A 24,983-nucleotide genomic window follows, 5' to 3' on the forward strand; every position below is an offset into this window, starting at 1 on the left:
CGGCCGGCCCCCCGATCCTTGGGACGGACCGACACCCTTCCCCGCCAGACGGGACCCGATCGAGCGATGCCGAACACCGAATCCGCCAAGAAGCGTTTGCGACAGGACGAGAAGCGACGGCTCCGCAACCGGATCGCCAAGAAGGTCATCAAGACCTACTCCAAGCGGACGCTCAAGTCCGCCTCGGAGGGGAACCTCGAGGCCGCCGAGGCCGACTTCCGCTTCGCGATCGCCCGGCTCGACCGGGCCGGCGTCCGCCGGATCCTCCACCCCAACACCGCCGCCCGCCGCAAGAGCCGATTGACCCGCGAGTACAACGCCCTCAAGGACGCCGCCGCGTCCTCCTGAGCGCGGGCCGGCGTCCCGGGCCTGCCGGGCCACACCCCCGGCCGGCCCCGCCCCCCTCCCCGGGACGGTGGAGCCGAACCGCATGGCCACGCCCCGCCCCCAGGCCGACACCCCGCCCCCGGCGGCCCGACCGCCGGGGATGCCCCCGGCCCAGCGCCTCTTCGGCGTCCCCTACGGGGCGTACCTCCAGATCCGGGACGACCCGAGGAACGACGGACTCCGGCTGACCTACTACGACGGGGTGCTGGAGCTGATGTCGCCGGAATACCAGCACGAACTCGGCGCCGACCTCATCGGCCAGGTCGTCCGGGCCGCCGCCGAGGCGATGGATCTCCCCTACCGCAGCTCCCGGTGTACGACCTTCCGGCGCGGCCGGCCGACCCGGGCTCGGGGCAAGGGGAAGGAGCCCGACCACAGCTTCTACTTCGCCAACGAGGCCCGGATCCGGGGGAAACGGACGCTCGACCTGGAAGTCGACCCTCCCCCCGACCTCTGGATCGAGGTCGACAATCGGGGCAGTTCCCGGGGGCGATTCCCGGTCTACGCCGACTTCGGCGTCCCCGAGGTCTGGCAATACCGACCCCGGGCGCACCGCCTGGCGTTCTTCCGCCTCGACCGGGATCGGGCGGCCTACGACGAGATCGGGCGGAGCCTCAGCCTCCCGTGCCTGACCCCTGATCTCGTGTTGCTCGCCCTCGATCACGCCCCGAATGCCTCGGAGCTCGAATGGCTCCGATGGCTCCGGGGCTGGGCCGAACAGCTGCCCAATCCCTGACGAGCCGGGCCGGCCGGTCGGAGTCCCGCCCCCATGCCCTCCTTCGCGTCCGACTTCGACGAGATCGCCCGGGCCCTGGAGGCCTCGTACGGCGGGCCGACGCCGGGGGTTGACGCCCCCTCGGGCTCGTTCCGGGATCTGCTCCGGGTCTTCCTGGTCGAGCAGCGCGGGGGGCAGGGCGGCCGGGTGATCGAGGGCCTGGACCGGGCGGGCTGGTCGGCCGACCCGGGGGCGCTCTCCGGGGCGGACGCCCGGGAGGTCGCAGACGCGCTGCGAGTCGGGGGCGGGGCGAAGGTCCCCGAGGGGCTCGTCGCTGGCGTGAAACGGCTGGCGGCCTGGGTGGTCGGGCGGGGGGGGATGGAGGGGGTCCTCGCGGGGGCCACCGAGGCGCTCCGGGAGGAGTTGCGGGCGATCCGGGGGGTCGGGGCGGCGACGGCCGACCGGCTCCTGAGGGATGCGCTCGACCGGCCGGCGTTCCCGGTGGGACGGGCCGACTACCGGATCATGATCCGGCACGGCTGGATCGACCCCCCCGCCGACTACGACGAGGCGAGGTCGGTCATCGAGGACGCCGCCCCGGGCGGGGCCGAGGCCCTGCGACGGCTCGGCTCCTGGTTCGACCGGCTGGCCCGCCCGTGCCGGGTGTCGGCCCCGCAATGCGACCGCTGCCCCTTGCAGCCCTTCCTGCCCGAAGGCGGCCCGCTGGACCCGCACTGACCCGAGGCCCGCCCGGGCGGACGCGACCGGCCGGCCCTCCGGGATGGCGTCGGACCGGAGCCATCGCGGGCCGGGTCGCCGGGGTCGAGGGCAGCGAGCCCCCGGCCACCCGACGGTCGGCGATCGGGGCGATGCGGCCTCGTCCTCAGTTGCCCGAGGGGGGCAGGGTCGCCGGGGGGGCGGCGGGGTCGGCGTCGGGGGTGGGGACCTCGATGACCTCGTCGAGGATCGAGCCGGCCGACCCGGCGGCGGAGGCATCCTGGAGCTTCTGGGCCTCGATCAGCCGGGCCATCTGGTCGAGCTGGGCCATGAGGTCGGGGGTGCGGTCCTGGACCCGGTCCCGGTCGGTGTCGGGGACCCGGAAGGCGAACTCGCCGGGGCCGAAGTCGGGGTCGAAGTCGACGTCGGAATAGGTGAGCAGGAATCGGCTGGGGGGCTCCTCGTCGGCGAGGACCGCGCCCGCGGGCCGGCCGGTGGCGGGGTCGACCCGGGGGGTGCCGCCGCCCCGGACGATCGCCCGCTTCTTGCCCAGCAGGAGGACCTGGTAGGGCCAGCCGGTCTCCTTGTCGACCTGGACCTCGACCACGGTGGGGATGTACGCCGGGGCCTGGGCCATCGGGCCGATCCCCAGGGCGTTGGTATCCTTCCAGTTGCCCCGGACGATCCAGACGGGACGCCCCTCCCACTCCCCCTCGAGGCGGCGGTCGAACTTGACCGACTGGCGGAGGCCGTCCAGCAGCCAGTGGGGGCCGGTCAGGCCCAGCTTCTGCTGGATGAAGTAGTTGCGGTGGAAGACCTCGAACGGCTCCCCCTCGATGCGGGCGAGCAGCTCGGTCAGGCCGAGCTGGTAATAGTAGGTCTGGTCGAGGATCTGGGAGACGTCCCAGAGGACCTTGCCGTCGGAGACCTGCCGCATCCGGCCCCGGGCCTGGGGGAGGCCGACCACCTGGAGGTCGAGGCTGAACCTGTACCGGCCCTCCTGGGAGAACTGGCCCTCGACCGAGAAGTTCTGGCCGAGCATCTCGACGTCCTGGCGGATGGTGGCCTGCACCTTCTCCAGGGCGCGCAGCTTCTCCATCGCCTCGTCGAGCGTCAGTTCGGCCTCGGTCGGCGGCTCGGCCGCCGGCGGCGGGGGCGAGAGCGACGGGTTCTGGGTCGGATCCTGCGCCGGCGCGGAGAGCGGGAGCGTGCCGGCCACGAGCAGGGCGAGGACGATCCGAAGGTTCGACATGGTCGGGTCGTACCGTTCTTTCTCAAGGGCCCGGAAAGGGATGTCCGATCATATCGCCAGGCGCCGGACGCGGCAAGTCCGGCCGGGCCCGACCCGGGCCGGGGATCCGCCCAGGGATGGGGGGACCCGGCCCGGGGGGCGAGGGGGACGGGCGAGGGATCGCCCCGGCCCCGACCTCGCCGGCCGTGAGGCCCGGGGGGCAGGGATGCCCCCCGGCCGATCGGCCATCGGTCCCTCGCCGTCGGACGCGCCGCGATCGGCGAGCGACCTGGCCTCGAGGCCGAGTCGGTCCGCGGTCAGCCCGAGGAGGAGGCATTCACCCCCGACGATCGCCCGAAGGCCCGAGGGGGCCGCCCCCGACCGTCCCGGACCCGATCCGGGCGGTCGTCGGCGATCCCCCCAGGCCGGTCGCACGCTCGACGGGGGCGGGAGGTCATTTCAGGATGAAGACGCTCGGACTGCTGATGTTGGCGGCGGCGACCACCGGGACCGGCGGGATGGCCGACGGGTTCGGAAAGCCGCACGCCCTGAACTCCCTGTTCCGGCCCCACGTCGTGAGGCACGGCCCGCCGCCGGCCTCGGGGCCGATCATGGCCCCGCCGGTCGACCCCGGGCTCGGCGCCGCCGGCTTCGGCGGGGGCCGGGCGTTCTCGAACACGACCAGCCAGATCTTCTTCGTCGACCCGGCGAACATGGAGATCACCTGGCAGACCGCCGGGTCGGACGGCATGCCGGTGTACCTGCCGCCGCAGCTCACCGTGCCGGCGCGGTACAACTTCAGGCAGGGCTTCATCTACCGCCTGAAGCTCTCGAACATCCCGAACTACGCGGGCGTCTCCCTGTACCCGACCCTCGAGGTCGCGCCGGGCACCCCGCAGACCGACGCCTACCTGACCCACAACCCGATCCCGGTCCAGTTCACGGCCGAGGACTTCGACCAGATCATTGACGGGGGCAATTTCGTCACCAAGGTGGTCTACCTGCCGGATCCGAAGTTCCAGGAGCTGGCCGTGGCCGGGCTCTACGGGGCCGAGACGCTCGTCTCGACCCGGCTGGAGCCGGGCGTCGACCCGATCCTGGAGGCCGACAAGCGCGGCACGATCCTGATGATCATCCGGGCCGGGGCGATCGACCTGGAGATGCCGGCCGACGGGGGCTACGCCCCGGCCACCGGCGGGGTGATCTACGGCGACCCGGGCGCGACCATGCCCCCCCCCGAGGCGATGACCCCGCCGGCTTCCCCGATCGACTCGGTACCGCTGGACCAGCCCCCCGTCTCCCCGGCCCCCCCGGACGCCGGCCAGGCGCCCCCGATCCCCTCCCCGGCCCCCGAGGACGTGCCGACCACCTCGATCGCCCCGATCGAGTCGGCCGTGTCCCCCGCCTCGCTGCCGGGCCCCGTCGGCGACGGCCTCCCCCCCCTGCTCCCCTGAGCCGGGCCGGGCGAGCACCGGGCCGAGCGTGAGCCGGGCCGGGCCGGGACCCGTCCGGGCCCGGCCGGCCCCGCCGAGGATCGACCCCTCCTCCGCGCCCCGGCGACCCCGCCGGGGCGTCGGCGCGCCCGAGGGGAGACCGCTCGGGCGAACCCGACCATTCCGACGATGCGACGGGCGGCGGCCGGCGGAGGGCCGGGGCCGCCGGGCGCATCCCAGGCCTCGCACCCCACCCCGCCCCGAACAGGAAGTGAAGGAGGGACCGACCCATGTTGCGACCGCGACGGACCGGCCCGGCGGCGACGGCGGCCCTGTTGCTGGCCGTCGCGCTGGCGGCAGGCGCGACCCCCCGGGCGGCGGCGGCCCGCCAGGCCGTCCCCGGCGAGCCCGCCGGCCTGGCCGTGATCGGCGACCCGGCCGCCCCGGCCCCGGCCCCGATTCCGGGAGTGCCGGTGCTGCCCCCCCAGATCCAGGTCGTCCGCCTCTCCGGGCCGCCGGGGACGGCGATCGAGGTGCTCGAACCGACGCCGATGCCCCTGCCGGTGCCCGAGGACGAGGCGGGCGGCGGCGTGACCGTCGGCCTCCAGGTCGGCGTCGGGTATCGGCTCCGGCTCTCGAACCTGCCGAACCGGCCGGACGCCGAGCTGTTCCCGGTGATCGAGGTCGTCGGCCACCTGCACCGGCCGTCGGACGTCGACCCGGCCCGGTTCCCGATCCGGGTCGTCTTCGGCCTGGGCGACCTGATCGACGTGGTCGACGACGGCAAGCTCGTCACCCACGTCGTCTACCTGGAAGACCCCGACCAGGCCCTGCCGCTCTCGCTCCCCGGCCACATGATCCCGACCACCACCGTCAGCCCCGGCGAGGACCCGCTCCGGGTGGCCGACGCCCTGGGACGGGTGATGGCGATCGTCCGGATCGGCGGCCGGACCCCGACGCCGGGCGAGCCGATCGGCTTCGGCGCGGCCGGCTTCGGCGTCGGCCCCTGCCCCTTCGAGCCGATGGCCGGCGGCGGCCGGTGCGGCATCCCCGTCTGCCCCCCGCTGGAGCCGGCCCACCCGCCGACGCCCCTCTTCCCGGGGGACGAGTACCTCTGCGACGGCGGCGACCACGGCGGCAAGGCCGGGATCGGCCCCGACGGCCGGGTGGTGGGGGTGGACCCGAAGGACTCGATGGTCCGGTTCAACGCCGGCATCAAGCCCCGGATCCTGCCGACGAACACCGTCTGCCTCTACTCCCCGAGGTTCGCCCTGGTCCGGGCGTCGCTCGGCCCGAACGAGAACACGATGGTCACCGTCCCCCGGGGGGCCGAGGCCCTGGCCCGTCAGCAGGTGGAGGAGACCGCCCGGACCCCGGTCAAGGTGGCCCAGACGCTCTCGGCCAACGCCGCGAGGGCCCGGCAGCGGGCCTCGGCCTCCCAGGGCCGGACCCCGCCGATCACCCACGTCGAGGTCCGGGTCCTGAACGCCCTCTCCGAGGTGGTCGTGCTGGACGAGGAGCGGAGGGTCCAGGGGGCCCAGGTGGAGCGGGGCCAGGTCACGGCGATCACCGAGCAGAAGGACGTGGCGCCGCTCGGCATCAAGACGGCCGAGGGGCCGGTCATCACGGGGATCATCCAGGGCGCGAGCCAGGCGGTCGTCGCCTGGAAGCCGGACGAGGTGGCCGGGATCGAGCCGCCCCCCGACCTGCCCGGCCTGGCCGTGGTCAAGGAGTCCGACACGGCGGTCGCCGAGGCCGGCCAGGTCGTCACCTTCACCATCCGGTGGCGGAACATGGGGAACACGCCGATCTCCGACGTCTCGGTGGTCGACAGCCTCCTGCCCCGCTTCGAGTACCTCCCCGGCAGCGCCCGGGGGCCCTCCGGCTCGGTCTTCACCGCGGCCGAGGACCCTTCCGACATCCTCGGGGTCGAGGGAGGGCAGTCCGAGGAGGGGATCGACTTCCTCGCCGCCGAGAACGCCGTCGGGTCGACCGAGCTGCGCTGGGACCTCCCCTCGGCGATCATGCCCGGGGAGGAAGGGGCGGTGTCGTTCCAGGCCCGGGTCCGCTGAGCCCGGGGCTCGGGGATGGGGGCGGCGGGAGGCCTCCGGGGCTCGGCTCGCCGCGCCCCCGGACGCCTCCCGCCGGGGGGCTCGGCCGGGCTCAGGGGGAAAGCCGCTCGATCCTCCAGGGATCGCCCCCCTCGGCGGCGTAGCGGATGCGGTCGTGGAGCCGGCCCGGGCGGCCCTGCCAGAACTCGACCGACTCGGGGATGACGAGGTAGCCCCCCCAGTGCGGCGGCCGGGGCACGTCGTCGCCGAACCGGGAGGCGAACTCGGCGTAGCGACGCTCCAGGGCCTGGCGGTCGGCCACCACCTCGCTCTGGTCGGAGGCCCAGGCGCCAATCCTCGTCTCGGCGGGCCGGCCGGCGAAGTAGGCGTCGGACTCGGCCTCGGGGAGCCGCTCGGCCCGGCCCTCGACCCGGACCTGTCGCTCCACCTCGTGCCAGTCGAACAGCAGGCAGGCGAAGGGGTTGGACTCCAGGTCCCGGCCCTTATGGCTGCGGTAGTTGGTGAAGAACCGGAAGCCCCGCCCGTCGACCCCCCGCAGCAGGACCACCCGGGCCGAGGGGCGGCCCCCGGCCGAGGCGGTGGCCAGGGTCATGGCGTAGGGCTCGTCCAGCCCGGCCCGCTCGGCCTCGGCGAACCACGAGGAGAACTGTCGGATCGGGTCGGGGTCGACCTCGTGCTCGCTCAGCGAGCCCAGCCCGTACTCCCGACGCGCGGTGATCGACCTCACGGCGTCACGCTCCTGGACACCCGGCGTAAATCATCATGAATGCAACACGGCACGTCCGCACGCTCGATCGCGCGGCCGGCCCGACGACGACGCGGAGCGCCCGGGCGTCCCCAGGGGACGGGCCGGCCCGGCCCCGCCGGCCCATTGTAGTCGACGCGCCGCCGGGCTCCCAGGAGCGGGCCGGGGAGGCGCGGCCGGTCCGGTCGGAGGGGCCATGATCCTCCAGGTCCGCCAGGGCGAGACGGTCTTCGAGGTCGACGTGCCCCGGGGCTGCCGAGTACAGCGCGGTTCGGGGGGCATCCCCATCCTGATCGTCCCCGGCCCCCGCCCCGAGGACACCTCGACCTGGCTGCCCGCCCCCGAGATCCTCCAGGCCGCCCGCCTCGGCCTGCTCGGCCTGTCGGTCCGGTCGGAGGCCCGGCCGGTCTCCCTCGGCTGACCGCCCGGCCGATCGCCCGGCCGGCCGGGGCCGGCGAGCCGGATCGACCGCCGGGAGATCCCTGGCTTACCTCGCCCGGGCGACGACCGTCCCGGCCAGGACGTCGTGGAGGGCCCGATTGCGTTCCGAGAAGGCGGCCATGAGCAGGCCGACGCCGAAGGGGGCCAGCGAGAGGAGCTTGGCGAAGGTCCGGCCCAGGGCCCGGGGGAAGGAGACGCGGCGGCCGTCGTCGTCGAGGACCCGGACCCCGGCGGCGAGCTTGCCGGGGGTCGCCCGCCATCGGGAGCTTTCCAGGAGCGAGAAGTAGAAGGCCGACGCGGCGAAGCAGGCCAGGGCGACCGTCGGCCGGAGGACCTCGGGGGGCAGGCCGGTCCGCCCGGCGGTCCGGTCGATCGCGAGGCAGAGGCCGGCCAGGATGCCGTAGTCGATCGCCAGGGCGATCCCCCGCCGGGGGAGGCCGACGGTGACGGGGGCCGGGGCGGGTGTCGGGCCCGGGGCGCCCCCGATCGGGGGGCGAACGGGGTCGGCGTGCGGGGTACCGGTCGTCGTCATCGGCTCAGCTCACCTCGGCTCAGCTCGGATCAGCTCGGCGCGCCTCGCCCGGGCCCCCGGGCGGGGGGCCGTCGGGGATCGAGGAGACGAGCACCCGGCCCGCCGCCTCCCGGCCCAGGGCCACGGTCCGGCCGCCGACGAGCACGACCAGGGCCCCGGACTCGCTCCGGTTCTCGACCACGGAGCCCTCGGCCCCGAGGTCCAGCCCGCAGTCGGAGAGGTACCGCAGGAAGCTCGGGTCCTGGTCGACGACCCGGGCCACCCGGAACCGCTCCGGGGCGGGCAGGCCGGTCAGGGGGCGCCCGGGGGGCTCGGGCAGCGAGCCGTCGGCCCGGGGGATGGGGTCGCCGTGGGGGTCGACGGCCGGGTGCCGGAGGTAGGCGTCGATCCGGTCGATCAGGTGCTCCGAGACGGCGTGCTCCATGTGCTCGGCCTCCTCGTGCACCTCGTCCCAGGGCATCTGCAACGTCTCGACGAGGAAGAGCTCCAGCAGGCGATGGCGGCGGAGGACCTTCAACGCCAGCCGTTCCCCCTGGGGGGAGAGGCGGACCCCCTCGTAGGGCGTGTACGAGGCCAGCCCGGCCTCGGAGAGCGTCTTGAGCATCCCGGTCACCGTGCCGGGGGAGACGCCCAGGGCCTGGGCCAGCTCCCCGGTGGCGACGGCGCGGTCCCGGGCCTGATCGGCGGCGATCTGGTAGATCGTCTTCACGTAGTTCTCGACGGTCAGGCTCGCCACGAGATCCGCCCCCCGACCCGGCCCGACCGCCGTTCCCGATCGGCGGCGAGGCCCATCTTACCCGGGCCCCGGCCCGAACTCGACCCCGAGCCCCGGCGAGGCCCGGCCGCCCGCCCGCCCTCCCCTCACTCGACGGCCGGGGGGCGCCCCTGCCGCTCGCCGACGAGCAGCCAGGCGGCCTTCAGGTAGCCCCCCTCAGGGTCCTCCAGGCCGACGGGGTGGTCGGGCCCGGCGCCGGTCGTCGCCAGGACCCGGGCCGACCGGCCGGCGCGTCGGGCGGCGGACCGGACGATGCCGAGGAACTCCTCCGCCGGCAGCAGCCCCGAGCAGGAGCAGGTCAGCAGCAGCCCCCCCGGCTCGACGAGGCCCAGGGCCAGGGTGTTCAGATCCAGGTACTTCTTGCGGCCCTCGTCCATCTCCAGCCGGGAGCCGATCAGCTTCGGCGGGTCGAGCGCGACGACGCCGAAGGCCCGCGCGTCGGCCCCCATCTGCCTCATGTAGTTGAAGGCGTCGGAGTGGACCAGCTTCATGCGGACCTGGTTCAGGTTGGCGTTCTCCTTCGCCATCGCCACCGCCTTCTCGTCGAGGTCGACCCCGGTGACCTCCTTCGCCCCGCCGTTGACCAGGGCCGAGAGCCCGAAGCCCCCGGAGTAGCAGCAGACGTCCAGGACCTCCCGGCCCTCGCAGAAGCGGGCCAGCCCCCGGCGATTGTCGCGCTGGTCGCAGAAGAAGCCGGTCTTGTGGCCGCCCTCGAACCGGACCCGGTATCGGACGCCGTGCTCCCGGATCTCGACCTTCTCGGGAGCCCCCTCGGTCGCCACGGGTCGGCCGGCGAACATCTCGGCCTGGGCGATCCGGTGGTCGACGTGGACGCGGTACTCGGCCGCCCCGGCCCGGTCGAGGAGGCGGGCCATCAGGGGGCCGATCCGCTGGTAGACGCCCAGGCTGAAGACCTCGGCCGAGAGCACGTCGCCGAATTTGTCGACGATCAGGCCGGAGAGGCCGTCCCCCTCGGCGTGGACGAGCCGGTAGGCGTCGCCCGCCTCGTCGAGGCCGAGCGTCCGGCGTCGCAGCTCCACCGCCTCGTCGATCCTCGACTCCCAGAACCCGGGGCCCGGCGGCTCCTGCCCCCGGGAGATGAGCCGGACGGGGATCTGCGACTTCGAGTTGTAGAGGCCGAAGCCCAGGGGGACGCCGTCCCGGTCGATCACCCGGACGAGGTCGCCGTCGTTGGGCCTCGGCCCCGGCTCGGGCCCCATCACCATCTTCCTGAAGATGAACGTGTGGAACCCCGGCGACCGCACCCGGACCGTCGGCAGCGTGGCCTCCGGCTCCAGGTCCCGACTCGGCGGCTCCACCGCTCTGCGTTCTTGCCGTTCAACCACGATGCAAGTCCATCCGCCGAAAGCTCCAAACGTGAGAGATGCCCGGTTTCTTTGGGCCGAGTTCGATCGTCCGACGGCGATCGGCGACGGTCAATCTTGCAGTGGGTTCGTAGCCAACCGCCGTGCAGCCTCGTCGGCGTCAATCCGCATCGATCGCCAGACACGCAAGACAAATCGATCGTCCTCGTCGAGTCTGCTCGCAGAGTCATCGACACCATCGAAAAACCACTGCATCGGCCGATTTGAGAGGCGGGCGATTCCATACAACGCAACGGCGTTGGGAATCGCACCTTCGGATCGCCACTGGCGGACGCTTTCTGCCCCGAGTCCCTTCGTGGAGAGTGAAAGCTCTTCCGCGTATTCTACGAGCTTGTCACTAATCTTTGCGTTACTGAAACCCGTCTCCATCAGCGCCTCCTCGATTCGATCCTGCATCTCTCCTCAATCCTCGTCGTCGTCCAGCCCCTCCAGGGCGTCCGGGTCGTTGCGGACGAGCCGTCGGAGGCGGACGAGCAGGGCCGTGGCGTAGCGCTGGACGGCGATCTGCCGGAGCATGACCTCCTCGGTGGCGCTGGCGAGGGGGATCTCGGCCAGGTCCCGGTGGGTCCGGGTGAGCGCCTCCCAGCCGGCCTGGAGGACGGGCTGGGCCAGCTCGGCGCGGCGGGCGGGGTCGGCCTCCCGGACCTGGACGAGCCCCTTGCGGACCTTCTTCATCGCCTGCTGGGCCTGCTGGAGCTGCCTCAGGGCGAGGCCGGGGGTGATCTTCTGGGCCATCGGGGGCTCGATTCGCTCGGTCGGGGTGCGTTGCCGGGATTCCGCTACACAGGGGGCGTGCCCGGCCGCTATTCTACTGCTATTGCGTGCGATCCGTCCAAACCAGCCACCACCCCCTTCGCCGGCGGAGCCGACTCGCATGAGCGAACCCGACCACGAACACTCGGGCGGGACGTCCGTGGCCGAGCCGGTCGTCGCCCCCAAGGCCGTCCCGAAGACCCGCAAGCAGGCCGACGAGTCGACCGAGACGAAGCGACAGCCCCCCTACAACGTCGTCATCCTCAACGACGAGGAGCACACGTTCGACTACGTCATCGAGCTGCTCTGCAAGCTCTTCCGCCACCCCCTGGCCACCGCCAAGGAGCTGACCTGGCGGATCCACCTCTCCGGCCGGGCCGTGGTCTACACCACCCACAAGGAGCTGGCCGAGCTGAAGCGGGACCAGGTGCTCGCCTACGGCCCCGACCACCGGATGAGCGTCTCCAAGGGCCCGCTCGGCTGCTACATCGAGCCCGCCCCGGGGGGGTGATCGGGGGATGCGGCTCGGCCCCGGCGACCGGGCCGGGGTCGGCGCGAGCCCGGCCCGCCGATCGGCCGGGCTCGGGTCAGCGACCCGGCCCCACCTGGCCGGCTCGGTCGGAAATCGCCGCCGCCCGGACCGGCCCGACCGGCTCGCTCCACTCCCCGGCGACCTCCCGCATCCCCGGCAGGCCCCCCCTGGGGTCGTCGATGACCACCCGGACCCGGTATCGGTAGGACTCGCCGGGCTCGACCGTCAGGTCGACCGCCCGGATCGTCAGCCAGGGCTCCCGGACATGCGGGGGAGGACTCCCCTCGGGCCGACCCATCATCCCGTTCCCCCTCGGAGCCAGAGCCTCATTGAGCCGTCGATCCCGGAATCGCTCGGCGATCAACCGGAACTCGTCATCACGCCAGCCTTCGAGGTACGGGATCCAGGCGACGAGCACCTCGTTGCGGAGCTCCTGGGGGGTCCAATCCTCCATCTCGAACGCGACATCGAGGACGAGTTCCCTCGACTGCTCCGGGTCGATCGGCTCCCAGGGGGACCACGCCCCATCCTCCCCGAGCCGTTGCCGCTCCAGGTCGACCCGACGGTAGGCCACCACGGCCCGGCCTTCGCCCCCCTCCCGGATCGCCTCCTGCAAGGCTCGCTGCTCGAAGGCCCCCACCACGGCGACCATCGAGAGTGGGAGCGATTTCATCTCATAGCCGACCAGCCCCGGGGCCCCCGCCGCACCGTGCTCGCCGATCAGCTCGCCCTGGTCGTCCCGGGCCGCGATTTGCGTCACCCCGGCGAGGGCGATCGCCTCCAGCTCGACCGGGGCGGGCGGGCCCGGGGGTTGGTCGCCCCTCGGCCTGGTCCCGGCCCCGACCTCCTGCACCCCGACCTCGGGCTTCGCCGGCTCGTCCTCCTGCCCGCCCCCGCCCGGCCCCAGGGCGACGGCCCAGGCCCCCAGCAGGACCGTCCCGACCGCCGCCGCGTGGAAGATCGCCGTCATCGATCCGCCCTCCGACCGCACCATCCGTCCGACCGAGGCCGGGACCGCCCCGGCCAGCCTGACCCCGCTTCGGGTGGCGAGGGCCGCCCGGACCGTCCCCCGGACCAGCCCCCCCGGGACCACGAGTCGCGTTTCAAGGCCACCACGTATGGCGATCGGGGCCGCCGACAAACCCCGACGGGCCAGCCGGGACTTCAGCCGTTCCCGGCCCCTCGCCTGCCGGCTCTTGACCGTCCCGATCGGCCAGCCGAGCCGCCGGGCGGCCTGCTCGTGGCCGAGGCCCTCCAGGTCGCAGGCGACGACCGCGGCCCTCAGGTGATCGGGCAGGCGGGCCACCTCGTCCCGGACCAGCTCGACCACCTCCCGGCGCTCGGCCGGGTCGCCGGACGGCCGGGCCTCGACCTCGACGGCGAACCGCCTCCCCTCGTGCCTCCGACGCCTCGCCTCGGCCGCCCGGGAGGACGCCGAGACCCGGACGGCCACGGCCAGCAGCCAGGGCTGGACCGAGTCGGCCACCCGGAGCGTCCCCGCCTTCCGGGCGAGGACCAGGAAGGTCGCCTGGAAGGCGTCTTGGGCCGACTGCTCCTCGCCGAGCATCGCCCGGCAGGCCCGGAAGACGGCCGGGCCGTGGCGGTCGACCAGCGCGGCGAAGGCGTCCTCGGCGTCATCCCCCCGGGAGACGAACCGGGAGACCAGGGCCTCGTCGGACGGGTTCCCGCCCGAGGCGATCGCCCGGAGCCGCTCCAGCGCCTCGCCATTCAGCCGACCCGGCATCACCCCCTCCGCTCCCGGAAACGCCCCCGCCTTCCTCCTGGAGATGCCGCGCCGGGGCGTTCCGGTTCCGGATTTTTCCAGGGACGGGGCGGCGGGACCGGGGCCGGGCCGGTCAGATCGGCCCGTCGGCCCGGCGCTGGAGGTCGGCCCATCGGGCCTTCAGCTCGCCGAGGATCCGCCAGAACAGCTCGGAGTGCATGCGGCCGGGGACCCGGCCGCAGGACTTGGCGTGGAAGCTCTGGGGCTCGGTGTATTCGAGGTGGTGGGCGACCTCGTGGAGGAAGGTGTCGAAGAGTTCCTCCAGCGGGCGCCGGCCGGCCTCCCGGTCGTGGGAGTAGATGCGGACCAGGCGGCGCCGGCGGTAGTAGCCGCCCAGGACCCGGGCCGTCGGCCGGGCGTTGACGTCCAGGTCGAAGTCGACCCGGGGGGAATGGATGCGGTCGAGCCGGCGGAGGAACAGGGGGCCGATGGCCGAGGCGGGGGGCTCGTACCGGGCCGGGCCGGCGCCCGGGGATCGCGCCACCCGGGTGCCGTCGGCCGGCGGGGAGGAGTCGGGCCGGGGCTCGGCCAGCAGGCGTCCCGCGAAACCCCGGACGTAACCGGCCAGGTGCTCCAGGTCCTCCCGGGACGCGTCGAACGGGGACCTGCCCCTGCTGGGACGAGACGGCCGGCGGCGCTCGGGCATGGGACGCGGTCCCGTTCGGGTCGGAATTCGGGGGGCGGCTCGATCGCCGATCCCGGGCGATGCGAGGCGGGGTGGGGCGGGCGGGCGACCGGGGCCCGGGCCGGATCCAGTCTATCACCGAGTCCGCCCTTCGTCAGCCTCGACGGGCCCGCAGGAGGCCCCGGGGCGACGTCCCCCCTCCCCGAGCCCCCCGGGCCGGGGCCGTTGCACCGGGCCGGGGATCGGTCTATGTTCGGCGCCTGCCGTCGGGCCGACCCCGATGCGCCCCCCCCTCGCCCGATCCCCCGCCGGAGCCTCGCCATGAGCCGCCCCCTCCCGACCCGGCCCCGGAACCGGACCCGGGCGATCCTCGGGATCGCCGCCGCCCTCGCCCTCCCCGCGACCGCGACCGCCCGCCCCCAGGCCAAGGAAATCGGCGTGCTGGACGGGCATGCCGAGCCGGCCTACGCGGTGGCCTGGACGCCCGACGGCGCGTCGATCGTCTCGGCCGGCTTCGACGGGACGGTGAGGCTCTGGGACGCCTCGACCGCCGAGCAGCGGGCCGTCCTGGGCACGCACGAGGACCTGGCGCTGTGCGTCGCCGTCAGCCCCGACGGCACCCGGGTCGCCTCCGGGGGGCAGGACAATCTGGCCCGGATCTGGGCGATCCCGGGCGGGGATCCGGCCGAGCCGGCCGCCCCGGCGGTCGAGCTGAAGGGGCACGAGGGTCGGGTCTACGGCGTCGCCTTCAGCCCCGACGGCTCGCAGGTCGCCACCGCGGGGGCCGACAAGACGGTCCGGATCTGGGACGCCGCCACCGGGGCACCGGTCCGGACCATCGCGGAGGCCCACGGGGCGATCTGCTACGCCGTCGCCTTCAGCCCGGCGGGGGGCCGGATCGCTTCGGCAGGGGACGACGGACTCGTCAAGCTCTGGAAGGCCGACGACGGCGCCGAGGTCCGGACGCTGGAGGGGCACGGGGGGGCGGTCTACTGCCTGGCATTCAGCCCCGACGGCGGGACGCTCGCCAGCGGGTCGGTGGACAAGACGGCCCGGCTCTGGAAGGCGGAAGACGGCGAGGCGTTGGCGACGCTGGAGGGGCACCCGGACGACATCTATGCGTTGTCCTGGTCCCCGGACGGGTCGAGGCTGGCGACCGTCGGCTACGGCGGGCACTGGTTCGTCTGGGATCCGGGCGGGGCCGGGCCGGCCTGCTCGGGGCGGCTGGGGCCGGGGATCCGGGCCCACGGCGTCGCCTTCGGGCCCGACGGCCGGAGGCTGGCCGTCGCGGCGTCCGACGGCCGGATCCACCTCCTGCAGCTCCCCTGAGGGATCCCGACGAGGCCCCGGGCAGCTCGCCCCCCGGGGGGACGCGTCCGGGACGCGACCGGCCCCGCCCCGACCGGGTCGATCGAGGCCGATCGGCCTCGATCGGACCGCCTTACGGGCCGGTCCCGGTCGCGTGTCGCCCTGTTGCCGAAAGCACGCATCCACGATGTTGTTTCCGGGCAGCCCCGCGCGAATCGACCTAGGGTTGCGATGTGCGACGGCCGATCGGGCCGGTCGAGAGCGACGGGGGCCCCGCCGCTGGCCTCGGGGCCGGGGCGGGCGACGGAGCGGACGGGGGACACGTCATGGCGATCGAACTGATCGAGGTGGAGTCGAAGGGGTCGGCCGCCCGGGGGGCCCGGCCGATGGGGAGCGAGCGTCGGGGGGCCCGGAGGTTCTCGGCCGTGGAAGATCGGATCTGGCTGGGCTGGTGGGACGGCGAGCAGTTCCAGACGCTGGGCGCCCGGCTGCTGGACGTGAGCCGGACCGGGGCGGCGGTCGCCTGCCCGGACGGGCCGGGGGTGGGGGACGACGCCTGGTTCTGCGTCGTCGGCCCGAGCCTCTCGGGGGGGGCCCGGGCCCGGGTCGTCGGCCGGGAGCCGACGGAGGACGACCCGTCGATGATCCGGCTCCGGCTGAACTTCCAGGCCCGGTGCCCGGACGACGTCTACGAGATCGCCCTGGGGATGATGGCCGAGCCGCTCGCCCGGTGACCCGGCATCATTCGGGCAGGACGTAGCGCCCGGCGATCGCCTCGCGGAGGGCCGATCGGCCGGCCCCGGCGTCGTCGCCGAGGTCTCGGGCGAGCCCCCGGGACTCGTCGGCCAGGGCCCGGTCCTTCAGCACCTGCTCGAACCACCGGGCGAAGTCGCCCCGGCGGAGGTGGTGCAGCCAGGTCTCGTCGTCCACCCCCTCGCCGATCTGGAGGAACAGGACGAGGTTCTGGGCCCGGAGGTTCAGCCGGCCCCCGGGGCCCCGGAAGTAGAAGCTCAGCTCGGGGGGGAGCTCCCCCTCGGCGTACTTCCGGGAGTGCCGCCGCCGCTCGGCCTTCGGCGGGATCGACCGGACGACCCGGGGCGGGCGGCCCCCGGGCTCCCGGTCCCAGGCGAGGCACTCCCCGGGCTCGAGCCGGGTCGGCCCGACCCCCGGGGGGGGCTCGCCGATCGACTCGCAGAAGGTGCGGAGCGTCCGCGCCGGATCCTCGCCGACCGCCCAGACCCGGTCGACCGCGCCCAGGATCTCCGGGGCCACGCTCTCGGGGTGCACGGTGATGAGCAGGGTCCCGCCGAAGCCCGACGGCGGGGTGGCCGGCTCCCGGCCCCGGGGCAGGAGGTGGTGGGCCTCGTCGATCACCAGCCAGTGGGGGCGGCCGGTCCGGGCCCGGAGCTCCTGGAGCCGGGGCATCAGGGCGTCGAAGAAACCGGGGCGGTGCGGCATCGACAGGCCGATCAGGTTCACCACCGCCGCCCCCTCGGGATCCTGGAGCACGTCGAGCACCTCCTCGACCGCCGGGGGGGCGTCCGGCCCGCCGAGCACGATCGCGCCGGGGAGGTTGGCGTAGTCCCCCTCCGGGTCGACCACGCAGGCCTGGTATCCGCGCCCGGCCAGGCGTTCCAGGACCCCGGCGACCATCGTCGACTTGCCGCTGCCGGAGGTCCCGGCGATCAGCACGTTGACTCCGTAGGGGGGGAAGCGGTACTCGTCCTCCTCGTCGTCCCGGTCGCGGCCGAGCGGCACGTCGTGGCGCCGGAGCCGGGGGGAGAGCCCCTCCAGGTCGTCGTCGAGGAGCCGGCCGATCAGCTCCGAGACCCCGGCCCCCCGCCCCCCGGCCGTGGCCCAGTCGGCCTGCTCGGCCAGGGAGGGGACCGCGTTGGAGACGGCCACGCCGCACTCGGCGCCGTGGAGCATCGCGTGGTCGTTCTCGGCGTCGCCGATCGCCACCACGTTGCGGGGGGAGAGCCCCAGCCGGCGGAGGGCCTCCTCCAGGCCGGTGGCCTTGTTCACCCCCGTCGGCAGGACCATCACGGCCTTCTTGTTGAAGATGACCTGGAGCTCCAGGCCCAGCTCGTGGATCGTCTCCAGGACCGCGTGCTCGTGGGGCACCCAGGTCGCCACGATCACCCGGCCGACCGAGATCGGCCCGACGCCCCGCTCCCGGAGCCGCCGGACGAACCGGTCGGGGGGCCGCTCGGCCAGCGGGATCTCCTCCCGGCGGCCCGGGTCGAACAGCAACGCGCCGTTCTCGGCCACGACCCGGTCGAACAGCTCGAGCTGCGGGCAGACCTCGTGTAGCTCGTCCAGCTCCCGGCCGGTGACCATCAGCAGCCGACGGCCGGAGGCCTTCAGGCGGTGCAGGGCGGCCTCGGTGGCGTCGTCGATCCGGCCGTCCCGGGCGAGGGTCCCGTCATAGTCGGCGGCGAGGGCGAGGTAGCGCATGGTCGGCCCCGGGGCTCGTTCAGGTCTCGATGCGTGCCCGCCCCCCCCGGCCCAGGAGCACCATCAAGAGCCCGATGGCGACCGCCTGACCGACGAGCAGCGGCGCGAACTGGAGCCACTGCCTGCCCGTCGGCAGCCCGCCGACCCATCCCGGCGCCAGCACCGAGGGGATCGTCCGGGTGAACCGGTCGCCGAGCCACCAGCGGGGGATGCGTCCCCCCGACCAGAGCGGCCAGGCGACCTGGACCAGCGGGTCGGGCACGTCCTGGGGGATCTGGGCCCCGACCCCCTGGAACAGCAAGATCAGTGCCCCGCCAGCGATCGCCAGGATCCCGGCCACGATCGCCGCCCCCCGGCCGCCGACCGCGAGCGCCCCCGCCACGCCGAGCATCCCGAAGGGGATCAGGGGGACCAGCAGCCTCGGGCCGGTCGACCAGCCCCCCGTCCACTCCGGGTAGCTCACGTTGACCAGGAAGACCGCCAGGCTCGCCAGGATCGCCACCAGCCCCAGGCCGACCTTCCCCCGGACCAGCAACGCCGCCCACCCCACCGGGGCCAGCAGCAGGATCGGCGCGTAGAAGAAGAGCCCCCGGTGCCGCCCCCAGAGCAGCGGGACGGCCTTCGACCAGTCGGGTGCCCGGAGGCCCAGCGGGTTGTCGGCCGAGTGGACCTCGGCGAATTGCTGGGTCGCGTGGTGGGCGTAGCCGATGTCCAGCGGGTTGCCGAAGGCCATCGCGTTGTATCCCAGGAGCACCAGCGTCGGCACCGACGCCCCGAGGACGAACCCGCAAATCGCCTTGGGCGGCAACGACCGCGTGGCCACCTTCCCGATCGCGAAGCACCCGAGCAGGGCCGAGATCGGCCCCACCGAGAGTTCCACCACCGACGCAAACGCCGCCAGGAACCCCGACGCCGCCAGGGCCAGGCCCGGACGACGCGTCCCGGGCCGGTCGACCAGCGCCAGCGACCCCAGCAGGCAGGCCGAGGCGAGCTGGTGGCCGTAGCTCATGCTCGCGTAGGCATAGGCGGGGGTTGCCAGCCCGTAGGCCAGCCCGACCAGGCTCGACGCCCTCGGGCCGCAGCCGGCCCTGCCCGCGAGCACCACCAGCACCGCCGCGCCGATCGCGGTGGCCAGGCCCGCCGTGCCGAGAGTCGCCCAGTAGTCCCCCGGCCAGTGGGTCAGCGCCGGGGGCCCCTCGGGGTGGTCGGGCAGGCCGAGTGCCGCCTTGGCGATCGCGTAGGGGACCGCCGCCGCGATCGAGTAGCCCGGCTGCTTGTCGGTGTAGAAGTGCCCCCCGAAGGCGGCGATGTCGTTGGTCTGGACCCGGTAGGGGTCGAGCCGGATCGTCCCGTGATCGACGATCGCGTACGTCAGCATCAACCGGCTGGCGCTGTTCCAGTCCCGGGCGTGCCAGAAGAAGGAGGTGCTGGCGAGCAGGATCGCCGCCACCCCGATCGGCGCGAGCCGGCGATCCGACCCCGACCAGCGCGGGAACTCCCTCGGCTCAGGCACCCGATCCCCCCTTCCGACCCATCAGCCCCGCCGCCGCCCCGATCGCCCCGGCCACGAACCCCGAGGCCAGCAGCGCCGCCCCGGACTGGATCGGCAGCAGGTAGCGGTCCCAGGCCAGGGGGATGAACGCGGTGACGGTGGCCAGCGCGACGAGGAACTGGGCGAGCACGGCCCAGGCCGTCGGCGGCGCCCCCGCCCGACGCTGTCGTCGCCCGAGCAGGGCCGCCCAGGCCACCCCGAGCAGCACGAGGGGCCCCCAGAGGATCGCCCCCCAGTCCTGCTCGCGGTCGAACCGGACGAGCGAGTCGGTCTGCCTCGGCCCGAGCGGCCCGAACCGGCCGAAGCCCTGGACGGCGACCACCCGGATCTTCGAGGGCAGGTCGTCCAGCGCGTAGCCCTGCGCCCGGAACCTCGGATCCGTCCGGCCGGCCTCCGAGACGCCCGACCGGTGTTCCAGCACGGCGAGGGTCCGGCCGATCACCCCCCGTTCCGCCACCGCCACGAATCCTTCGGGGGCACCCTCGGGGATCTCCGGGTCGGCCAGCAGCGCCGGGTTGCCCAGGAGGAACGTCCCATAGGCGACCAGCCCCGCCACCGCCACCGAGCCGACCACCGCCAATTTCCTGCCCGTCGCCACCCCGGGCAGGACCACGGCGAGGGCGGCCCAGGCGACCAGGGTCATCGTCGCCAGCCCCCCGCTGAGCTTCGAGAGGGCGGCCATCCCGGCGAGCGTCCCGGCCCCGAAGGCCATCGCCAGGGCCCCGGCCCCGGCCCGGCGTCCCCCCAGCAATTCCCGCCAGGCCCAGAGCCCGACGGCCAGCGCCAGCAGGGTGAACGCCTCGGCGGGCACGTCGGACATGGCCCGCCGGGCGTGCATCCGGTAGAGCGGGTCGACCGCCAGGACGAGGCCGGCCAGGATCCCGGCCCTCGGCCCGAAGGCGATCGAGCCGATCGCCACGGCCGCCATGCAGCCGAGGGCGCCGAGCGCGACCATCGGCCAGCGACACCAGGCCAGCAGGTCCGTGCCGCCGAAGGTGGTGGAGGTGTCGGAGTACCAGGAGAAGGCGTCGTGCCGGTCGGGCATCGGCCGGTCGCCGAGGCGGATCATGGCGGCGATCAGGTATTTCGGCAGCGGGGGGAGGTCGATCCCCGGGTATTCGAGCCAGGAGGGGTCGTCCCAGTTCCCTTCCCACCAGAGGGGGCCGAAGTAGGCCTGGGAGACGTACGCCCACTCGTCGGCGAAGCCCGGCTCGGCGTCCAGCCGGAGCCCGAACCAGGCGACCGCGAGCAGCCCGACGAGCAGGGCGCCGAGGGTGGCCCACCGCCTGGGGAGGGTCCGAGAGGGGGGATCGGGGGCATCGGGGGGCATGGCGTCGGGGGGCCGATCGGGAGGGGTGGGGGTGGTTGGATGGGTCGCGCCGGGGGGAGCGATGGGGGTATTCTATAAATCGGTGCAGATGACCGACAACCGCGAGGCCGGGGGTTATGGTTCGATGACGCTCGGAGGGCGCCGATCCCTCGACCGTCCCGGCCCGGCCGGGGGGGGGATCGGGGAGCCCGGCGTCGCCGCCCCCCCGACGGGCGAGGGGGGGCGGGCCGTCCCCATCGCGATCCGACCGCCGCGAGCGAGCCGAATGCACCCCGACGAGCCGACGACCCGAGGATCCGCCCGAATCGCGACCGCCCCCGCCGCGAGCCCGGCCCCGGCCGGTCCCGCCCCGGGGCGGCCCGCGACGATCCGAATCGGCCGGGCCCCGACCTCGACTCGGGCCCCCGGCCCGCCCGGCCCGCCGCCGGGATTGCCTCGGCCCCCCTCCCGACGCCCCCGACGGGCGCCCGGCCGCGGGACCGCCCCGCTCCCCGACGGATCGCGTACCCCCTGGAGGATCCCCCGATGAACCCCGAGCGATGCGCAACGACGGGCCCGCCCGCCCGCCGGGCGACGCCTCGCACCCGCCTCGCCCTGAGCGCGCTGGCCGCGCTGACGATCGGCCTGGGGGGCTGCCAGTCCCTGCAGTCGATCAACCCGTTCCGCAACTGCCACGGCTGTGGCCCGCTCAGTCGGATCGGGGTCGGCAACGGCAACGGCCTGTTCAACCGCAACCGGGGCCAGGTGATCTACGATGAGCCGCCGATCATCGTCGACCAGGCCCCCGGCGTCGAGGTCCTGCCCGGCGCCCCCATCATCTCCGACCCCGGCGTGCCGGTCGGCTCGCCGATCGTCCCCGCCGACCCGGGCCTGACCCCCCTACCCCAGGTCTCGCCCCCCGACGACGCCCTGGAACTGGAGCCCCTGCCCGAGCCCTCGGGGCGGGCCCCGCAGGACTCGGTCAAGACCTCGGCCAACCCCTACGGCGCCCGGCCCATCGGCCGGGCCCCGCAGGGCGCCCCCGGCGTCGAGTCGTCGACCGGCGACCCCTACGCCGATCGCATGGCCCGCCGCAGCAGCGACGAGGCCCCGTACCGCCCCTCGCCCTCCCCGGCCTCCGGGCCGGGCGGGGCCGGGCCCCGGCCGGCCCTGGCCCAGAGCGTCTCGGTGATCGACCGCCTGCCGAGGGCCGAGGGCCTGGACCCGGCCTCGGATCCGGCCCCGAGCCCGATCGGGCCGATCGAGGCCGCGGTCCCCCCCCCCCCCGCCGTGCCCGCCCCCGAGGCGAGCCCGGCGGCATCGGCCGATCACGCCCCCGCCCCCGAGCCGGTCGCCCAGTCGGCGCCGGCCCCGGGGGAGGGGCCCGCCCCTCCGCCGCCCGAGGCGGGGGCGTTCGCGCCGCCGACGGCCGCCACCACGATCCCCGAGCCGCAGCCGGATTCCGGGGCGGCCTCGGGGATCGGCTCGTTCCACAGCGTCGAACCCCTGCTGGCCGGCGGGTCGTTCCCCTCGGCGGACGCCGGGTGGGCCGAGCTGGCGGGCCTCGGCTACCGGACCGTCCTCGACCTGAGGCCCATCGGCCAGGTCCGCCAGGAGGACTTCGCCGCCAGCAGCCGGGCCGGGCTCCGCCACCTCCTGCTGCCGACCACCCCCGGCGTGATCGACGCCGGCCTCGTCCGGCGCTTCAACGAGGAGCTCGCCCAGGAGCCCGCCCGCCCCCTCTTCTTCTGCGACCTCGACGGCTCGACCGCCGCCGCGCTCTGGTACGTCCACCTCGTCGCCGAGGACCGGTACGACCCCTCCCGGGCCCGCCGGGACGCCGAGCGGATCGCCCCCATCCCCGCCCCCCTGTTCCTCGCCGCCCAGGGCTTCCTCGACGGCCGGAACGCCGCCGCGCCTCCCGATCAGGCCGTTTCCTCGGCCCCGATCGGGGCTCCCGGGCCCGTCGCAGAGACCGGGGCCGTCGTCGCCGAGACCTCTCACACGACTCCGGTCGAGCCCGAGCCCCAGGCCGGTCCCGCCCCCGCCCCCGAGCCGCCCCTCGCCGAGGTCGAGCCCTCGGCCGTCGCCTCGGCCCCCGAGGCGCCCCCCACCCCCGGCACGCCCACCGAGCCCGAGCCCGAGCCCGCCCCCGCGGAGGTCTCCGTGGCCGAGGTCTTCGACGATCCCTTCGCCCGTCCCGCCCCGGCCGACCCGAAGGCCTGGGGCCCCTACGCCGCGCTCTTCCTGACGATCCTCGCCGTGCCCCTGGCCTACTGGAGCGGCCTCGGCATCCCCGGCGGCCTCAGGGGCCGGATCCGGGCCAGTCTGGCGGCACCGGCGCGACGACCTCAATCGCTCCCGGGCGGGTCGGATGCCGGAACTTGAGCGACCGGGCGTGCAGCGCGACCCGGTGCCCGCCGTCGATCGCCGCCACCCTGACCTTCGAGCCGTACTTCAGGTCCCCCAGGATCGGCATGCCCCGACTCGACAACTGCACCCGGATTTGATGGCTCCGGCCGCTGGCCGGCCTGACCTCCACCAGTGACCTCCCCCGCCACCGATCGAGCACCCGGAACGACAGCTCGGCCTGCTTCCCGCCCGCCCCCACCGTCACGACGTTGTGCCGCTCGTCCTTGACGAGGAGATCGCTCCACGTCCCCTCGTCCTGCTCCGGCGCGCCCTCGACGATCGCCCAGTAGCGCTTCTCGACGGTCCCCTCCCGGAACTGCGCCGAGAGGCGGCCCGCCCCCTTGCTCGTCCTGCCGAGCAGCACCACCCCCGACACCGGCCGGTCCAGCCGGTGCACCAGCCCGACGAACACGTTGCCCGGCTTGCGGTGCCGGACGCGGAGGTCCTCCCGCGCCCAGTCGACGAGCGAGGGGTCTCCCGAGTCGTCCCCCTGCGTCGGCATCCCGGCCGGCTTGTCCAGGGCGAGGCAGTGGTTGTCCTCGAACAGGACGACCGGGTTCATGACGCCGTCCCGGCCCCGGAGGCGTCCGTCAGCCGCTTGACGATCAGCGTGGCGTAGGCCCCCCGAGGCAGGTCGAAGCCCAGTTCCAACGCCTTGCGACCGGGGTACAGCTCGTCATCGACCAGTCCCGACTGCGACCATCCCGAGGGCCGGAACATCGCCGCACGATCTCCCTTGGAGAGGAAGACGTCCTTGAGGTGCCGGACCCGGAGGTCCTCCCAGGCGATCCCCTGCTCCAGGACGACCGACCGGGCCATCGCCGAGATGTCGTCGTCCCCGAGGGGGGTCCGGGAGGCGGGCAGCGGCAGCCGGGTCGACGCCAGGCGGTCGGCCTGCTCGGGGTCGAGGCCGACGGGGACCGGCAGCGTGGCGGTCCGGAAGGCGTAGGGGATCCGCTGCCCGGGCCGGGTCAGGTCCTCGATGAACCGGCCGAGGACGAGATTCCAGAGGTGGCTCTGGTAGGCGGAGAAGTAGATCGAGCGGAGGTCCCGGCGGAGGCGGGCGAAGGCGCCCCGGAAGTCGTCCGGGTGACCGTCGTCGAGGTAGGTGACGATGCTCCGGGCGTGGGACCGGTCCAGCGCGGCCTTGGCCTCGGTCCAGCGGCCCCAGAGGTCGCGGAGGATGGCCTTCTGGCGCTCGTCGTCGGGGAGGTCGGAGTCGTTCGGCTCGGCCAGGGCGAGCCAGAGGGCCCGCTCGTGGTCCCCGGCGATCCAGGCCCGGCCGATCAGGTCGCCGCTCGGGCCGACGGAGCCGAACCGCTGGTCGTCGAAGTAATTCGGGATGCCGTCCCGGGGGATCTCCGAGGCGGCCTTCAGCGCGACGGCGGCCTCGGCGTCGGACAGCTCCCGCAGGACGATCGTGAACCGATTCCCCCGGAAGCAGCCCGGCGCATAGGGCTGGTCGACCCGGCCGACCGGCTCCAGATCCAGGTTCGACTGGTGGAGCGACCGCTCGGGGCCCTTGAAGATCGTCAGGTACTGGACCGTCGTCGCGTGGCGGTCCTTCAGCCCGCCGTGGCGGACGGCGTCGGGGGGCAGGTCCCACCGGCGTCGGACGGCCTCGATCGCCTCCGGGGTGCCGATGCTGCGCTTGGTGAGGCGGTAGAGGACGAACCGGCCGCGGTCGCCGGGCTCGATGTTCGGCAGTTCCTCGACCCGGAAATCCTCGGGCCGGCATTTGATCTTCACGGCGACTCCCTCGATCGGGCGATGGACGATCGGGGACGGATCCCCCCCTCCCATTCTACCGGGAGGCCGA

At 74.5% G+C, this 24,983-nt stretch carries 24 protein-coding genes; 10 read left to right on the forward strand and 14 right to left on the reverse strand.

Features of this window, described 5'->3' with window-relative positions; genetic code table 11:
- The first annotated feature begins 66 nt into the window (after nt 1-66).
- The 3 genes from rpsT (at nt 67) to ElP_RS28525 (ending at nt 1,840) form a co-directional block, all read left to right on the forward strand.
- Nucleotides 67-348: a 30S ribosomal protein S20 gene (gene rpsT / locus ElP_RS28515; protein ID WP_145276021.1), complete on the forward strand. Its 282-nt coding sequence runs from the start codon at nt 67-69 to the stop codon at nt 346-348.
- 82 nt (nt 349-430) lie between these two features.
- Nucleotides 431-1,123: a Uma2 family endonuclease gene (locus ElP_RS28520; RefSeq protein WP_145276023.1), complete on the forward strand. Its 693-nt coding sequence runs from the start codon at nt 431-433 to the stop codon at nt 1,121-1,123.
- Nucleotides 1,124-1,156: 33 nt separating this feature from the next.
- Nucleotides 1,157-1,840: an HhH-GDP family DNA glycosylase gene (locus ElP_RS28525; protein ID WP_145276025.1), complete on the forward strand. Its 684-nt coding sequence runs from the start codon at nt 1,157-1,159 to the stop codon at nt 1,838-1,840.
- A gap of 145 nt (nt 1,841-1,985) precedes the next feature.
- On the opposite strand, the gene ElP_RS28530 is transcribed toward ElP_RS28525, so the two are convergent.
- Nucleotides 1,986-3,071, reverse strand: coding sequence for a LolA family protein (locus ElP_RS28530; protein WP_145276027.1), 1,086 nt, complete (start codon nt 3,069-3,071; stop codon nt 1,986-1,988).
- 443 nt (nt 3,072-3,514) lie between these two features.
- On the opposite strand from ElP_RS28530, the gene ElP_RS28535 reads away from it, so the two are divergent.
- Together ElP_RS28535 and ElP_RS28540 are read left to right on the forward strand one after the other, a co-directional pair.
- Entirely contained in the window at nt 3,515-4,504 is a 990-nt protein-coding gene (locus ElP_RS28535) for a hypothetical protein (RefSeq protein ID WP_145276029.1), read from the forward strand.
- A gap of 269 nt (nt 4,505-4,773) precedes the next feature.
- Nucleotides 4,774-6,555, forward strand: coding sequence for a DUF11 domain-containing protein (locus ElP_RS28540; protein ID WP_145276031.1), 1,782 nt, complete (start codon nt 4,774-4,776; stop codon nt 6,553-6,555).
- A gap of 91 nt (nt 6,556-6,646) precedes the next feature.
- Here ElP_RS28540 and pdxH read toward each other — a convergent pair whose 3' ends face one another.
- The gene (pdxH, locus tag ElP_RS28545; protein ID WP_145276033.1) at nt 6,647-7,282 is read right to left on the reverse strand and encodes a pyridoxamine 5'-phosphate oxidase; all 636 of its coding nucleotides are present in this window, start codon (nt 7,280-7,282) and stop codon (nt 6,647-6,649) included.
- Nucleotides 7,283-7,496: 214 nt separating this feature from the next.
- On the opposite strand from pdxH, the gene ElP_RS28550 reads away from it, so the two are divergent.
- Nucleotides 7,497-7,721 (forward strand): hypothetical protein, encoded by a 225-nt coding sequence (locus ElP_RS28550; RefSeq protein WP_145276035.1) that lies wholly within the window; start codon nt 7,497-7,499, stop codon nt 7,719-7,721.
- A gap of 66 nt (nt 7,722-7,787) precedes the next feature.
- Here the strand turns inward: ElP_RS28550 and ElP_RS28555 are convergent, their stop codons facing one another.
- The 5 genes from ElP_RS28555 to ElP_RS28575 all read right to left on the reverse strand — a co-directional run bounded on the left by ElP_RS28555 (nt 7,788) and on the right by ElP_RS28575 (nt 11,168).
- On the reverse strand, nt 7,788-8,273 hold the full coding sequence (locus ElP_RS28555) for an RDD family protein (protein WP_145276037.1): 486 nt from the start codon (nt 8,271-8,273) through the stop codon (nt 7,788-7,790).
- A gap of 19 nt (nt 8,274-8,292) precedes the next feature.
- Complete coding sequence (locus ElP_RS28560) at nt 8,293-9,009, reverse strand: metal-dependent transcriptional regulator (RefSeq protein ID WP_145276039.1); 717 nt, start codon at nt 9,007-9,009, stop codon at nt 8,293-8,295.
- 125 nt (nt 9,010-9,134) lie between these two features.
- A complete protein-coding gene (locus ElP_RS28565; RefSeq protein WP_231749295.1) occupies nt 9,135-10,367 on the reverse strand; it encodes a class I SAM-dependent rRNA methyltransferase in 1,233 nt (410 codons plus the stop codon).
- 117 nt (nt 10,368-10,484) lie between these two features.
- Entirely contained in the window at nt 10,485-10,829 is a 345-nt protein-coding gene (locus tag ElP_RS28570) for a hypothetical protein (RefSeq protein WP_145276041.1), read from the reverse strand.
- Nucleotides 10,830-10,835: 6 nt separating this feature from the next.
- On the reverse strand, nt 10,836-11,168 hold the full coding sequence (locus tag ElP_RS28575; protein ID WP_145276043.1) for a hypothetical protein: 333 nt from the start codon (nt 11,166-11,168) through the stop codon (nt 10,836-10,838).
- A gap of 139 nt (nt 11,169-11,307) precedes the next feature.
- On the opposite strand from ElP_RS28575, the gene ElP_RS28580 reads away from it, so the two are divergent.
- Entirely contained in the window at nt 11,308-11,697 is a 390-nt protein-coding gene (locus ElP_RS28580; RefSeq protein WP_145276045.1) for an ATP-dependent Clp protease adaptor ClpS, read from the forward strand.
- A 76-nt stretch (nt 11,698-11,773) separates the two neighbouring features.
- Here the strand turns inward: ElP_RS28580 and ElP_RS28585 are convergent, their stop codons facing one another.
- Nucleotides 11,774-13,462 carry an RNA polymerase sigma factor gene (locus tag ElP_RS28585; protein WP_145276047.1) on the reverse strand — a complete coding sequence of 563 codons (1,689 nt, stop codon included), beginning with the start codon at nt 13,460-13,462 and terminating at the stop codon, nt 11,774-11,776.
- A 112-nt stretch (nt 13,463-13,574) separates the two neighbouring features.
- The gene (locus ElP_RS28590) at nt 13,575-14,147 is read right to left on the reverse strand and encodes a hypothetical protein (RefSeq protein ID WP_145276049.1); all 573 of its coding nucleotides are present in this window, start codon (nt 14,145-14,147) and stop codon (nt 13,575-13,577) included.
- A gap of 300 nt (nt 14,148-14,447) precedes the next feature.
- On the opposite strand from ElP_RS28590, the gene ElP_RS28595 reads away from it, so the two are divergent.
- On the forward strand, nt 14,448-15,455 hold the full coding sequence (locus ElP_RS28595; RefSeq protein ID WP_145276051.1) for a WD40 repeat domain-containing protein: 1,008 nt from the start codon (nt 14,448-14,450) through the stop codon (nt 15,453-15,455).
- Nucleotides 15,456-15,760: 305 nt separating this feature from the next.
- The gene (locus tag ElP_RS28600; protein WP_145276053.1) at nt 15,761-16,168 is read left to right on the forward strand and encodes a hypothetical protein; all 408 of its coding nucleotides are present in this window, start codon (nt 15,761-15,763) and stop codon (nt 16,166-16,168) included.
- A 7-nt stretch (nt 16,169-16,175) separates the two neighbouring features.
- Here the strand turns inward: ElP_RS28600 and ElP_RS28605 are convergent, their stop codons facing one another.
- From ElP_RS28605 to ElP_RS28615, 3 genes are read right to left on the reverse strand one after another with little or no spacing between them, the layout of a single operon-like run.
- Nucleotides 16,176-17,891, reverse strand: coding sequence for an HAD-IIB family hydrolase (locus ElP_RS28605; protein WP_145276055.1), 1,716 nt, complete (start codon nt 17,889-17,891; stop codon nt 16,176-16,178).
- A 19-nt stretch (nt 17,892-17,910) separates the two neighbouring features.
- The gene (locus ElP_RS28610) at nt 17,911-19,404 is read right to left on the reverse strand and encodes a hypothetical protein (RefSeq protein ID WP_145276057.1); all 1,494 of its coding nucleotides are present in this window, start codon (nt 19,402-19,404) and stop codon (nt 17,911-17,913) included.
- The gene (locus tag ElP_RS28615; protein ID WP_145276059.1) at nt 19,397-20,773 is read right to left on the reverse strand and encodes an ArnT family glycosyltransferase; all 1,377 of its coding nucleotides are present in this window, start codon (nt 20,771-20,773) and stop codon (nt 19,397-19,399) included. Before ElP_RS28615 ends, ElP_RS28610 begins: the two co-directional genes overlap by 8 nt.
- Before the next feature lie 525 nt (nt 20,774-21,298).
- Here ElP_RS28615 and ElP_RS28620 point away from each other — a divergent pair.
- On the forward strand, nt 21,299-23,140 hold the full coding sequence (locus tag ElP_RS28620; protein ID WP_145276061.1) for a hypothetical protein: 1,842 nt from the start codon (nt 21,299-21,301) through the stop codon (nt 23,138-23,140).
- Here ElP_RS28620 and ElP_RS28625 read toward each other — a convergent pair.
- The gene (locus ElP_RS28625; RefSeq protein ID WP_145276063.1) at nt 23,058-23,726 is read right to left on the reverse strand and encodes an RluA family pseudouridine synthase; all 669 of its coding nucleotides are present in this window, start codon (nt 23,724-23,726) and stop codon (nt 23,058-23,060) included. The two genes, ElP_RS28620 and ElP_RS28625, sit on opposite strands and share 83 nt — an antisense overlap.
- The gene (gene truD / locus ElP_RS28630) at nt 23,723-24,913 is read right to left on the reverse strand and encodes a tRNA pseudouridine(13) synthase TruD (RefSeq protein WP_231749296.1); all 1,191 of its coding nucleotides are present in this window, start codon (nt 24,911-24,913) and stop codon (nt 23,723-23,725) included. The genes ElP_RS28625 and truD overlap by 4 nt, the downstream gene beginning before the upstream one ends.
- Nucleotides 24,914-24,983: the final 70 nt, after the last annotated feature.

The sequence above is a fragment of the Tautonia plasticadhaerens genome, from assembly GCF_007752535.1.
Classification (GTDB): domain Bacteria; phylum Planctomycetota; class Planctomycetia; order Isosphaerales; family Isosphaeraceae; genus Tautonia; species Tautonia plasticadhaerens.

Bases quoted from the DNA above. Each gene is read 5' to 3' on its own strand.
- ElP_RS28615 (WP_145276059.1), bottom strand. From the start codon at position 20,773: ATGCCCCCCGATGCCCCCGATCCCCCCTCTCGGACCCTCCCCAGGCGG.
- ElP_RS28550 (WP_145276035.1), top strand. From the start codon at position 7,497: ATGATCCTCCAGGTCCGCCAGGGCGAGACGGTCTTCGAGGTCGACGTG.
- ElP_RS28540 (WP_145276031.1), top strand. From the start codon at position 4,774: ATGTTGCGACCGCGACGGACCGGCCCGGCGGCGACGGCGGCCCTGTTG.
- ElP_RS28555 (WP_145276037.1), bottom strand. From the start codon at position 8,273: ATGACGACGACCGGTACCCCGCACGCCGACCCCGTTCGCCCCCCGATC.
- ElP_RS28585 (WP_145276047.1), bottom strand. From the start codon at position 13,462: ATGCCGGGTCGGCTGAATGGCGAGGCGCTGGAGCGGCTCCGGGCGATC.
- ElP_RS28625 (WP_145276063.1), bottom strand. From the start codon at position 23,726: ATGAACCCGGTCGTCCTGTTCGAGGACAACCACTGCCTCGCCCTGGAC.
- ElP_RS28575 (WP_145276043.1), bottom strand. From the start codon at position 11,168: ATGGCCCAGAAGATCACCCCCGGCCTCGCCCTGAGGCAGCTCCAGCAG.
- ElP_RS28600 (WP_145276053.1), top strand. From the start codon at position 15,761: ATGGCGATCGAACTGATCGAGGTGGAGTCGAAGGGGTCGGCCGCCCGG.
- ElP_RS28530 (WP_145276027.1), bottom strand. From the start codon at position 3,071: ATGTCGAACCTTCGGATCGTCCTCGCCCTGCTCGTGGCCGGCACGCTC.
- ElP_RS28535 (WP_145276029.1), top strand. From the start codon at position 3,515: ATGAAGACGCTCGGACTGCTGATGTTGGCGGCGGCGACCACCGGGACC.
- ElP_RS28620 (WP_145276061.1), top strand. From the start codon at position 21,299: ATGAACCCCGAGCGATGCGCAACGACGGGCCCGCCCGCCCGCCGGGCG.
- ElP_RS28525 (WP_145276025.1), top strand. From the start codon at position 1,157: ATGCCCTCCTTCGCGTCCGACTTCGACGAGATCGCCCGGGCCCTGGAG.
- rpsT (WP_145276021.1), top strand. From the start codon at position 67: ATGCCGAACACCGAATCCGCCAAGAAGCGTTTGCGACAGGACGAGAAG.
- ElP_RS28595 (WP_145276051.1), top strand. From the start codon at position 14,448: ATGAGCCGCCCCCTCCCGACCCGGCCCCGGAACCGGACCCGGGCGATC.
- ElP_RS28605 (WP_145276055.1), bottom strand. From the start codon at position 17,891: ATGCGCTACCTCGCCCTCGCCGCCGACTATGACGGGACCCTCGCCCGG.
- ElP_RS28570 (WP_145276041.1), bottom strand. From the start codon at position 10,829: ATGCAGGATCGAATCGAGGAGGCGCTGATGGAGACGGGTTTCAGTAAC.
- ElP_RS28520 (WP_145276023.1), top strand. From the start codon at position 431: ATGGCCACGCCCCGCCCCCAGGCCGACACCCCGCCCCCGGCGGCCCGA.
- ElP_RS28580 (WP_145276045.1), top strand. From the start codon at position 11,308: ATGAGCGAACCCGACCACGAACACTCGGGCGGGACGTCCGTGGCCGAG.
- ElP_RS28590 (WP_145276049.1), bottom strand. From the start codon at position 14,147: ATGCCCGAGCGCCGCCGGCCGTCTCGTCCCAGCAGGGGCAGGTCCCCG.